A 12,643-nucleotide genomic window follows, 5' to 3' on the forward strand; every position below is an offset into this window, starting at 1 on the left:
AGGAAATAGAAAAATAATAGATTAAATATGCAAGGTGAGAAAGAATGAAAATAATTATAGCTGAAAAACCTGACCAAGCTTCGACCCTAAGTGCACAATTTCAAAGAGTAAAGCGGGACGGTTATTTTGAGGTGAAACCTAATGATCTGTTTCCAGAAGGTGCTTATTTCACGTGGGCTATAGGTCACCTAACGCAATTAAGTAATCCAGAAGCATATAAGCCAGAATGGAAAAAGTGGTCTATTTCAATGTTACCTATTATTCCAGAAAGGTTTCAGTACGAAGTAACGAAATCAAAATCAAAACAGTTTTATATTATAAAACAGTTATTAAACAATCCAATCGTAACAGAAATCATTCATGCGGGTGATGCTGGGCGTGAAGGGGAGTTAATTGTCAGAAATATTATCAATTTGTCAGGTGTAAAAAAGCCAATAAAGAGATTATGGATCTCCTCATTAACACCAGCCGCTATACAAACGGGATTTCGTCAGTTATTAGACGATGAAAAAACAAAAAATCTCTTTTATGAGGCTTATTCTCGTGCCTGTGCAGATTGGCTCGTTGGAATGAACGCCTCTAGAGTATATTCTTTATTGCTGAAAGAACGTGGTATGAATGATGTATTTTCAGCGGGGAGAGTTCAGACTCCTACACTTGCACTGATTGTTAAAAGAGAAAAGGAAATTGATTCTTTTAAACCTGAACCATTTTGGGAGGTTATTGCAACATTTAACATTAACGGTAAGAAATATAAAGGGAAATGGCATAAAGATCAGCAAACACGTGTGATGGATAAGGAACTAGCGAATAAAATAGCGGTGTTTTGCACAGGAAAACCTGCTGAAATTAAAGATTTGATAACTGAAAGAAAAGAATATCAACCACCTATGCTTTTTAATTTGTCCTCTTTACAGGCAACAGCAAACAAAGCATTTAAGTTTTCGCCTAAGAAAACATTAGATATCGTTCAATCACTCTATCAAAAGGGAATCGTTTCTTACCCACGAAGTGATTCAACGTATGTAACAGAGGGAGAGGCGGAACAATTTCCAGAGATTCTACAAAAGCTAAGTGGATTTGATCAATATAAAGAACTCTTTCCTTTGCCAGTTTCAACAATAGTAAAAAACCCTCGTTATGTGAACGAAAAAAAGGTAACTGATCACTACGCAATTATCCCAACTGAGCAAGTTAGGGACCCTAAAAAGCTCTCTTCTGATGAAGAAAAAATTTATGACATGATTGTGAGAAGGCTAATCGCTGCCCATTATGAAAAGGCAATTTTTGATTATTCTACCTTAACAACCCTTGTTGATGGACGTGCAGAATTTATAACAAAAGGGAAGCAGCAAATTCAAGAAGGCTGGCGTAAAGTCATCTATCAAAATGACAAGGATAAGGATGAGATTTTACCCAACCTTGAAAAGGGAGACTCCGGACATGTTGATAAGGTTGAAACAAAGGAAGGAAAAACCCAGCCACCAAAACGATATACAGAGGGACAATTAATTACCTTAATGAAAACTGCTGGTAAATATCTTGAGAATGATGAACTCGAAAAAGTACTAAGTAAGGTAGAGGGCTTAGGAACTGAAGCAACAAGAGCTGGAATTATCACAATGCTAAAAGATCGTAAATATATCGAGATTAAAAGAAATCAAGTATTTGCAACAGATAAAGCAAAAGTTCTTATTGAAGCAGTAGGAGATCATATTTTGGCTTCACCTGAAATGACAGCAAAATGGGAACAACGCTTATCAGAAATTGGAGAAGGTCAGGCATCACCATCCGTTTTTATGGAGCAGACGAAAAAATTGTCGACTAAAATAGTATCGGATGCTATAGAAATCTCTGCAAGTTGGAGTTTTGAAGGTTTAAAAGTAGAATCAATTCAGAGAACATCTTCTAAATATTCTTTAGGAAAGAAAATAGGTAAATGTAAGTTCTGTGATGGAAATGTAGTTGACAAAGGAGAGTTCTACGGCTGTTCAAACTACAAAGCTAATCAATGCAAATTTACAATTTCGAAAAAGATACTTGGTAAAAAAGTCTCACAAGCAAATGCTCAAAAATTGTTAAGTGAAGGTCAGTCCAATGTTATTAAAGGGTTTAAAAAGGGGGATAAAACCTTTGATGCAAGGCTTGAATGGAAGGACAACAAAGTACAATTCCTCTTTGAAGATACGAATGTAAAAAAATAGATTCGCATTTTGTCACAAAAACATGTACAATTCTTTACAGTATGGTTAAAAGATTGTGTTCTAACGCTAATATCGATATACTATTAAGTTGTATGTTTCTATATATTTTAAGTTAGTGAATGAAGAATTGCCTTTTTAAAAGATTATAATAAGCGCAATTTGAAAGGAGAATTGCATAATGAATGAACAACAGCGTAAGGAAAGTACTCAAGTAAACCCATCGGACAAAAAATCCGAAAAGGACTACAGCCAGTATTTCCAAGCCGTATATATGCCGCCTTCTCTAAAAGATGCGAAGAAGCGTGGAAAAGAAGATGTAAAATATGATGGATTTTCGATTCCAGAAGAATTTAAAGGAATGGGACAAGGCCGTAAGTTTTATATTCGCACATATGGCTGTCAGATGAATGAGCATGACACAGAGGTAATGGCAGGGATTTTCATGGCATTGGGCTATGAGCCAACAGACGGTGTTGAAGATGCAAACGTGATTCTTTTAAACACATGTGCTATTCGTGAAAATGCAGAAAACAAAGTGTTTGGTGAATTAGGACACTTAAAAACATTAAAAAAAGAAAGACCAGATCTTCTATTAGGTGTTTGCGGCTGTATGTCACAAGAGGAATCGGTTGTGAATCGTATTCTTAAGGTACATCCTTTTGTTGATATGATTTTTGGTACACATAATATCCATCGTTTACCACAAATCTTAAATGAAGCTTATCTCTCAAAAGAAATGGTTGTTGAAGTATGGTCAAAAGAGGGAGATGTTATTGAAAATCTTCCAAAAGTTCGTAAAGGAAACATTAAAGCATGGGTTAATATTATGTATGGCTGTGACAAGTTCTGTACGTATTGTATCGTTCCTTATACACGTGGTAAAGAGCGTAGCCGTCGTCCTGAAGAAATTATCCAGGAAGTACGCCATTTAGCTGCACAAGGCTATAAAGAAATTACGCTTCTTGGTCAAAACGTTAATGCGTATGGTAAGGATTTCGAGGATATAGAATATGGTTTAGGCGATTTAATGGACGAAATTCATAAGATTGATATTCCTCGTATTCGCTTTACTACAAGTCACCCTCGTGACTTTGATGATCATCTAATTGAAGTGTTAGCTAAAGGCGGTAACCTTCTCGATCATATTCATTTACCGGTTCAATCAGGTAGCTCTGAAATATTGAAAATTATGGCTCGTAAATATTCACGTGAGAGCTATTTAGAGCTAGTTCGTAAAATTAAAGAAGCAATGCCAAACGCTTCTTTAACAACAGATATTATTGTTGGTTTCCCGAATGAAACGGAAGAACAATTTGAAGAAACACTTTCACTTTATCGTGAGGTTGAATTTGATAGTGCTTATACGTTCATTTACTCACCACGTGAAGGCACACCAGCAGCAAAAATGAAAGATAATGTACCAATGGAGGTTAAGAAAGAACGCCTTCAACGTTTAAATGCAGTTGTAAATGAAACTTCTGCAAAAAAATTAAAAGAATACGAAGGTCAGATTGTGAATGTGCTTGTTGAAGGTGAGAGCAAAAACAATCCAGATGTTCTTGCAGGCTACACAGAAAAAAGTAAGCTTGTTAACTTTAGAGCACCAAAATCGGCAATTGGTAAAATTGTCAAAGTGAAAATCATAAAAGCTAAAACATGGACGCTAGATGGAGAAATGGTAGAAGAAGCGGTTGAGGTGAATTAAGATGACAAAAGTATATACGAAAGACGATATCGTAGTAAAAGCTCGAGAACTTGCACAAATGATTTCAGAATCCAAAGAAGTTGATTTCTTTAAACGTGCGGAAGCTCAGCTTAATGAAAATCAAAAAGTTCGTGAGATGATCGCGAGTATCAAAAGCTTACAAAAACAAGCAGTTAATTTTCAACACTATGGTAAACATGAAGCGTTAAAGCAAGTAGAAGAGAAAATTGACAAAATTCAAGGTGAACTTGATGAAATTCCAATTATACAAGAATTTAAAGATTCCCAAATTGAAGTAAATGACTTGCTTCAACTAGTTTCTCATACAATTTCAAATAAAGTAACAAATGAAATCATTACTTCAACTGGTGGTGACCTTTTAGCAGGTGAAACTGGTTCGAAAGTAAGAAGCTCTAAAGGCGGCAGTAGCTGTTCATAACTTAAACTTTGGCAATCGGTTGAAAGAACCGATTGCCTTTTTACATGTCTTTTCTTTGCGATGAAATCATTCCAAGTTTTACAATAAGAGGTTTGATGGATAGCCCTTGAATCAGTAAGGAAAAAAGCACAACACTAAAGGTTAATAATAAAACTGTTTCTTTTCCCTCGAAGTCTGGTGAAAGACTTAAAGCTAGTGCTATTGAAAGGCTTCCTTTTAATCCACCCCAATTAATTATATGCTTCTCTTTGCTTGATAAGCCCGATCCAAAAGCTGTACTAGTATACACGGCTATTGCTCGGCCTACTATGACAATGATAATAGCTAAGAAAATCATTCCCCATTTCTGACTAAAATCAATATTTCTTATTTCAAGACCGATCATTAGAAAAATAAGTGAGTTTGCGATTTGTGTAATACTATCCCAAAATGTGTTTATATTCGTTTTTGTCTGTTCTGACATCCCAATTTTTGAGCCATAGCTTCCGAAAACTAATCCTCCTACCACAACGGCAATAACTCCTGAAACATGAAAGTGCTCTGCAATAAAATAACAACCAAAGAATAATAAAATCGAAAACGCCACTTCTAACGGATAATCATCAAAAGGCCTTAAAAATTGGCTAAATAAAAAGCCTAATAATAAGCCGACCAATAATCCGCCAATACTAAATTTAAGAAACAATAAGATACCTGCTCCAATGCCTGTAATACCCATTTCTATATAGGATATTAAATAGATGGTTGAAATCTGAAATAAAACAACCGCAATTCCGTCATTTACTAAGGATTCACCCTCGATCGTAATCGCAAGGTTCTTTGGTACGCCGAGAGTCTTAAAAATGGACAACACACTTATTGGATCAGTAGCACTCATTAATGCAGCGAATGTAAATGCTACAACTAAAGGTAAACCGATTATGTAGTATGACCCTAAACCAATTAATAAAAACGATAATAATGTCCCTGCAAATGCAAGAGCCAGGATTGGTTTTCGTTGGTTATTTAGTAAAGAAAATTCTAGCTTTAAAGTAGCATCTCCTAATAAGATAGGTAAAAACAATGAAATAATTATTGCCTGAAACACATTTGATTGTGTAATAAACTGCTCAGCTTCCTCAATAATTGGAATATCTGTTAGACCTAGGAAAAGTCCAACTAACACTAAAGCAATTGAATATGGCTGCTTTACAAGCTTCGCAATGGCTATAACAGCAATTGATATTGCAAGTAATATAAGAATTTGTATAAAAATTTCATTGAAGAAGTGCATATCTTCCTCCGGTTTCACATAGATTTTTTTGAACACTCAACTAAATAATGACTTTTTTACCTTTCCCGTTAAACACGGAAAAATAACATAGTTGAGAGTAAAGTTTAAATTTGTTTTAGATGATAAAGGCGCTAAAAAAGAAACTTAGGCAATTATTGTATGACTTACACATGCACCTTTTTACTTTTTTAGGCACATATTTTGTGAACCCAGCATACAATGTACTATACGTTACATGTATTGGCGTAACATGTCATAAATTCATTTAATTAATTAGCACATATGTTACTAGCCTAGCATAGGATTAAATGAAGATTCATTGAGGAGGGTATGCTCGAATGTCTGAATACAGAGAGATTATTACAAAAGCAGTTGTTGCAAAAGGACGTAAATTTTCACAATGTACACATACGATTTCACCATCGCAAAAACCTGCGAGCATTTTAGGTGGTTGGATTATTAACCATAACTATGATGCGCATAAGAAAGGTAAAACAGTTGAAGTTGAAGGTACTTATGATATTAATGTTTGGTATTCTTACAACGAAAACACAAAAACAGAAGTGGTTACAGAACGTGTAGATTATGTAGATGTGATTAAGCTTAGATATAAAGATGATAACTTTATTGATGATGAACATGAAGTAATTTGTAAAGCTCTTCAACAACCAAACTGTTTAGAAGTAACAATTTCACCAAACGGAAATAAAATTATTGTTCAAGCGGAACGCGAGCATCTTGCAGAGGTTATCGGTGAAACGAAAGTATGTGTACACGTTAATCCAGAAGGCTGCGATGATGATGATGATTGTTGGGAAGAAGAATTAGAAGATGAGTTTGAAGACTTGAATCCTGAGTTTTTAGTTGGAGATGTAGAAGAGTAACTAGGGGGAAGCAACCTCCTAGTTTTTTTATTTTGCTTAATCAGAGTACAAAATTTCCTCTAACCTCATGCAATCCCATCAAAATCTCCTTTCCACTTGATTTACCTTCTATATTTATGTTAATAACGTAAATTTCCATCTTGCTATTTTCACTAGAAATTGTCGATTTATGCTATAATGTACTTTGTTGAAAAAGGCTAATTTTCACCATTACTGACGATAATCGTATTTTAAGAAGACGAGTAGAAGTACACGATAGTACTCAGAGAAGATGATAGTGAAGAAATGAACCTATAAAGAACGTTAACAGTGGTATTGGAGGATAAACATGGCAACTTACACGCCAATGATACAGCAATATTTAAAGATAAAGGCAGAATATCAAGATGCCTTTTTATTTTTCCGTTTAGGAGATTTTTATGAAATGTTTTTTCAAGATGCTATTAAGGCATCACAGGAATTAGAAATTACTTTAACAAGCCGTGATGGAGGCGGAGAAGAAAGAATACCAATGTGTGGGGTTCCTTATCATTCTGCTCCTAACTATATCGAACAATTGATTACAAAAGGTTATAAGGTTGCTATTTGCGAGCAAACGGAAGATCCGAAGCAGGCAAAAGGTGTAGTTCGAAGAGAAGTTGTTCAACTTATTACACCAGGTACTGTAATGGATGGAAAAGGTATTCAAGAAAAAGAGAACAATTATATTGCTTCCATAACTGAATTTGATTCTCAATTTGGTTTGGCATTAAGTGACTTAACAACGGGTGAAAACCTTGTTGCCTATTGTTCAAGTTTTGATGATTTATTAAATGAAATCTATTCTGTAGGTGCAAAAGAAATTGTGGTTTTAAATGATTTTCAAGAAAAATGGAAAAAGCAGCTTATAGATCGGTGTCAAGCAACTTTATCCTATCAAATAGAATCATCAATTTCAGAACATTTTTCTTCACTTGTTGAAGAAATAAATGATGAGCGGCTCGTTACAACATTTGGTAGACTATTATCTTATTTAGAACGGACTCAAAAACGTAGTTTAGATCACTTACAAAAACTAAAAGTGTACTATCTTCATGATGCGATGAAGATTGATCTTTTTTCAAAAAGAAATCTTGAACTAACAGAAACAATTCGTTCAAAAGGGAAAAAAGGCTCGCTTTTATGGTTGTTAGATGAAACAAAGACGGCAATGGGTGGAAGACTCTTAAAACAATGGGTAGATAAGCCTCTTGTAGATAAGGTGAGAATCGAAAAGCGATTGTCAATGGTTGAAACTTTAATGGAACACTTTTTTGAACGAGAAGACCTAAGGCAATTATTAAAGGAAGTATATGATTTAGAGCGCCTAGCTGGTCGAGTAGCGTTTGGTAATGTAAATGCTAGAGACCTTATTCAACTTAAAAAATCGTTACAGCAGGTTCCAGCAATTGAAAGTCTATGTCAATCCTTACAAAGTGAGACATTTTCTATAGAAAGATTAGATTCTTGTGAGGATTTAACAAATTTATTAGAACGTTCGATAATTGAAAACCCACCTTTATCCGTTAAGGAAGGGAACATTATAAACGATGGCTATAACGAGCAATTAGATCAGTATCGTGATGCCAGTCGAAACGGGAAAACCTGGATTGCTCAGCTTGAACAGCAAGAGCGACAAAAAACAGGGATTAAGTCACTGAAGATTGGATATAACAAAGTTTTTGGTTATTATATCGAAGTAACAAGAGCAAACCTTCACCTTTTAGAAGAAGGCATGTATGAGCGTAAACAAACACTGTCTAATGCTGAACGCTTTATTACTCCTGCTCTAAAAGAAAAAGAGTCACTAATCTTAGAGGCAGAAGAAAAAATTGTAGAATTAGAATATCAATTATTTGTTGAGATTAGAGAAAAAATTAAACAATATATTCCGAGATTACAAGGTTTAGCTAAACGCCTCAGTGAATTAGATGTGCTTCAGTGTTTTGCAACTGTAAGTGAAAATCGCCACTATTGCAAGCCTGTTTTTTCTCCATCTAATGAACTATTTATTAAGAATGGTCGTCACCCAGTTGTAGAGAAAGTAATGGATAATCAGGAATACGTAGCAAATGATTGTTATTTTAACAATGAACGACATATGCTGCTTATCACAGGACCAAATATGTCAGGGAAAAGCACGTATATGCGTCAAATAGCTTTAACTTCAATTCTAGCTCAAATAGGTTGCTATGTACCTGCTTCGGAAGCTGTTTTGCCTATCTTTGATCAAATTTTCACGCGAATTGGTGCAGCTGATGACCTCATATCAGGTCAAAGTACGTTTATGGTAGAAATGCTTGAAGCTAAAAATGCCATTGCTCATGCTACTTCTCAAAGCTTAATATTGTTTGATGAAATCGGAAGAGGAACCTCAACTTATGATGGAATGGCTTTAGCGCAAGCTATTATTGAACATATTCATGAAAAAATAGGCGCTAAAACACTATTCTCTACACACTATCATGAACTAACAGTTCTCGAAGAACAATTACAATCGTTAAAAAATATTCATGTAAAAGCCATTGAGGAAAATGGTAAAGTTGTGTTTTTACACAAAATTGAAGAAGGTGCAGCAGATAAAAGTTATGGTATACATGTAGCAGAACTCGCTGAACTCCCACAATCTTTAATTGTACGTGCGAAAGAAATATTGAAGGATCTAGAAAAAGATAGTAAAGGCACAAATTCTGTCACACCGAAGAAGAGTGAAAGGGTACAAGAAGAATCTTTTATAGACTCTCAGCTCTCTCTGTTCCCGGATCATGGACGACAGCCTTCGACTAAAATACCAACTCTATCTAAGAAAGAACAACATGTTGTTGAACAATTAAAATCTATGAATCTTTTAGAAATGACACCTCTTGATGCAATCAATGCACTATATCAATTGCAGAAAAAGGTGAAATAAAAAGCAAGAAGGCGGTGAGATAATTGGGTAAAATAATTCGCCTAGATGATATGTTATCAAATAAAATTGCAGCAGGAGAGGTCGTTGAACGACCTGCTTCTGTTGTGAAAGAGTTATTAGAAAATGCGATAGATGCAAACAGTACCATTGTGGAAATTGATATAGAGGAAGCTGGTTTAAGCAAAATTAGAATTGTTGATAATGGTGATGGCATTGAACCTGATGATTGTTTAAATGCTTTCCACCGTCATGCCACAAGTAAAATTAAAGATGAAAATGATCTTTTTCGGATTCGGACTCTCGGCTTTAGAGGGGAGGCGCTTCCCAGTATTGCCTCTGTTTCTTTACTTGATATGAAAACAAGTACAGGAGAAGGAGCGGGAACAAATCTAATTTTATCGGGTGGAAAAATTGAAAAACATGAATCAACCTCAAGTCGAAAAGGAACAGATATTACGGTTAGGAATCTTTTTTTCAATACACCAGCCAGGTTGAAATACATGAAAACAGTTCATACGGAATTAGGAAACATTACGGACATTGTAAACCGAATTGCACTTGCACATCCAGAGGTTTCCATACGCTTAGTTCATAATGGTAAGAAGCTTCTTCATACGAGTGGAAATGGAGATGTCCGCCAGGTTTTGGCTTCAATCTATGGACTTTCCATTGCAAAAAAAATGAAAAAGTTAACGTTAGAATCTTTAGATTTTGAAGTAAATGGCTATGTTGCTTTACCTGAAATAACAAGAGCTTCCCGAAACTATATATCAACGATCATTAATGGGCGATTTATAAAAAATTATTCTCTTGTTAAGGCCATTCAGCAAGGATATCATACGTTGCTACCAATAGGACGCTTTCCCATTGTATTCTTAGAAATAAAAATGGATCCGTTATTAGTTGATGTGAATGTTCATCCTTCGAAACTTGAGGTGAGGTTAAGTAAGGAAGCAGAACTAAATGAACTGATTACAAATGGGATTAAAGATGTTTTTAAACAACAGCAACTTATACCATCCGTAGAATCTCCAAAAATGACGAAAACAAAGTCGGATGATGAGCAGCAACAATTTACCTTTGATCATACTAGAGAGGTTGTTAATGAAAGGCCATCAGCTTTTCAACAAACATCCCTAATACAGAGAACACCAATAGTAGAGGAAAAAGAACAACAACTTCATAATAAAATAGATGATAGCTGGCAATATCAAGATCAAATAGACGAGGAATTTCATGATGAAACTGAAACAGTAATAGTTCATCATGAAGAAGAGGTATTTGAAGAGAACCTTTCTTATGATGAAAAACAGAAACAACAACCACTATTACAAGAAGAAAGAGTACCTGTCTTGTACCCAATTGGTCAAATGCATGGAACATATATATTAGCCCAAAATGATAGAGGGCTTTTTATCATAGATCAACATGCTGCTCAAGAGCGGATTAAATATGAATTCTTTAAAGAAAAAGTTGGACAGGTCCACTCGGAGGTTCAAGAGCTTTTGGTACCTCTAACCTTTGAATACTCTACTGATGAGACAATGATTATTGAAGAACATTTAAATGCATTAGCACAAGTCGGTATATTTCTCGAGCCTTTTGGTCGGAATAGCTACATTGTACGCTCACATCCACAGTGGTTTCCTAGAGGAGAAGAAAAAAGTACGATTGAGGAAATCATTCAGCAGGTACTCGATGATAAAAAGATAAATATTAAGAAACTCCGTGAAGAAGCAGCGATTATGATGAGTTGCAAAGCATCCATCAAAGCGAATCATCACCTACGAAATGATGAGATTTTTGCATTACTTGAAACGTTAAGAAAAACGACTGATCCATTTACTTGTCCACATGGAAGACCAATTATTGTTCATTATTCGACCTATGAGATGGAAAAGATGTTTAAGAGAGTCATGTGAAAAAACAGAAATAAAAATCAGAACACAACGGTCCCTCTTTTTGAGGGCTTTTTTCTTTTAGTGAGAGAGACTTCTGAAAATAATCTATAATTACACTTTTATGATTAAGCTTAAATATGAATAATAATAATATTATGTAAACAGAAAAACAAACGACTTCTTCCTAATTATTTTATATAATATAGCGGTTTTTAAGTTTATTACCCAGTGTAAAAATAAATAATAATAGAATGTTTACAATTATATTAAAAAGGAAACAATAATCTGGTGTTCATATCATACACATGATAAGATGATGAACGTAGAATCTATTTGAAGTGAAAGAGTGGTTGTGTTTGAATAGAAAGAAAATCGTCGTCATCATTGGTCCAACAGCAGTTGGGAAAACAAAACTTAGCATTGACCTTGCCCGCCGATTAGATGGTGAAATTATTAGCGGTGATTCAATGCAAATTTATAAAGGCATGGACATAGGAACAGCCAAAATTAGCGTAGATGAGATGGAGGGTATTCCTCATCATCTTATAGATATTAAAAATCCAGAAGACGATTTTTCAGTAGCGGAATTTCAAGGAAAAGTTAGACCATTAATTGATGACATGACAAGAGAAAACAAAATGCCAATGATTGTTGGAGGGACAGGCTTATATATTCAATCTGTTTTATATGATTATCAGTTTACAGAATCTCCATCAGATCCTGAATTTAGGAAGAAGCTTGAAGAAGACCTAAAAGTTAATGGTGAACTTGCTATACATCAAATGTTAGCTGATGTTGATCCGGAGTCTGCAACTAAAATTCATCCAAATAACACTAGAAGAGTGATTAGAGCTTTAGAAATTTTTCATTGTACAGGTGTGACGATGGCAGAGCATCTGAAACAACAGGAAAGCCAACTTTTGTATGATGTAGCCTTAGTTGGTTTAACAATGGACAGAGATGTTCTATATGCCAGGATTAACGAACGTGTTGATCTAATGATAAAACAAGGGCTCATTGAGGAAGTAAAGAAGTTGTATGATATTGGCATACGTGATACACAGGCAATCAAAGCAATTGGCTACAAAGAAATTTATGATTACTTTGATGGGTTAACAACACTTGAAGATGCAATAAGCCAATTAAAGCAGAATTCAAGAAGATATGCTAAACGTCAGTTAACATGGTTTCGAAATAAAATGGATGTTAAATGGTTTAATATGACCCCACCTATAAATCATGAACAAAAGGTGGACGAAATTTTTACATACATAGCAGGAAAGCTGAAACTTTAATCGAATTAAAAGG

8 protein-coding genes are annotated in these 12,643 nt (G+C 34.9%); 7 read left to right on the top strand and 1 reads right to left on the bottom strand.

Features of this window, described 5'->3' with window-relative positions; genetic code table 11:
- Positions 1–44 precede the first annotated feature (44 nt).
- From ACEWK1_RS04425 to ACEWK1_RS04435, 3 genes are all read left to right on the top strand, one after another.
- Positions 45–2,204 (top strand): DNA topoisomerase III, encoded by a 2,160-nt coding sequence (locus ACEWK1_RS04425; protein WP_212134626.1) that lies wholly within the window; start codon positions 45–47, stop codon positions 2,202–2,204.
- Positions 2,205–2,382: 178 nt separating this feature from the next.
- Entirely contained in the window at positions 2,383–3,909 is a 1,527-nt protein-coding gene (gene miaB / locus ACEWK1_RS04430; protein ID WP_212134628.1) for a tRNA (N6-isopentenyl adenosine(37)-C2)-methylthiotransferase MiaB, read from the top strand.
- Position 3,910: 1 nt separating this feature from the next.
- A complete protein-coding gene (locus ACEWK1_RS04435) occupies positions 3,911–4,348 on the top strand; it encodes a RicAFT regulatory complex protein RicA family protein (protein WP_121661479.1) in 438 nt (145 codons plus the stop codon).
- 40 nt (positions 4,349–4,388) lie between these two features.
- Here the strand turns inward: ACEWK1_RS04435 and ACEWK1_RS04440 are convergent, their stop codons facing one another.
- Positions 4,389–5,621: a cation:proton antiporter gene (locus ACEWK1_RS04440; RefSeq protein ID WP_121661480.1), complete on the bottom strand. Its 1,233-nt coding sequence runs from the start codon at positions 5,619–5,621 to the stop codon at positions 4,389–4,391.
- 338 nt (positions 5,622–5,959) lie between these two features.
- Between ACEWK1_RS04440 and cotE the strand changes: the two genes are divergently transcribed.
- The 4 genes from cotE (at position 5,960) to miaA (ending at position 12,630) form a co-directional block, all read left to right on the top strand.
- Positions 5,960–6,505 carry an outer spore coat protein CotE gene (cotE, locus tag ACEWK1_RS04445; protein ID WP_121661481.1) on the top strand — a complete coding sequence of 182 codons (546 nt, stop codon included), beginning with the start codon at positions 5,960–5,962 and terminating at the stop codon, positions 6,503–6,505.
- 328 nt (positions 6,506–6,833) lie between these two features.
- Positions 6,834–9,434, top strand: a complete 2,601-nt coding sequence (gene mutS, locus ACEWK1_RS04450) for a DNA mismatch repair protein MutS (protein ID WP_212134630.1) — start codon at positions 6,834–6,836, stop codon at positions 9,432–9,434.
- A gap of 23 nt (positions 9,435–9,457) precedes the next feature.
- Positions 9,458–11,356, top strand: coding sequence for a DNA mismatch repair endonuclease MutL (gene mutL / locus ACEWK1_RS04455; protein ID WP_121661483.1), 1,899 nt, complete (start codon positions 9,458–9,460; stop codon positions 11,354–11,356).
- Between the two features lie 335 nt (positions 11,357–11,691).
- Entirely contained in the window at positions 11,692–12,630 is a 939-nt protein-coding gene (gene miaA / locus ACEWK1_RS04460; protein WP_162987292.1) for a tRNA (adenosine(37)-N6)-dimethylallyltransferase MiaA, read from the top strand.
- The last annotated feature ends 13 nt before the right edge of the window (positions 12,631–12,643 follow it).

Origin of the sequence: Metabacillus sp. YM-086 (assembly GCF_048059995.1) — a bacterium.
GTDB lineage: Bacteria > Bacillota > Bacilli > Bacillales > Bacillaceae > Metabacillus > Metabacillus litoralis_B.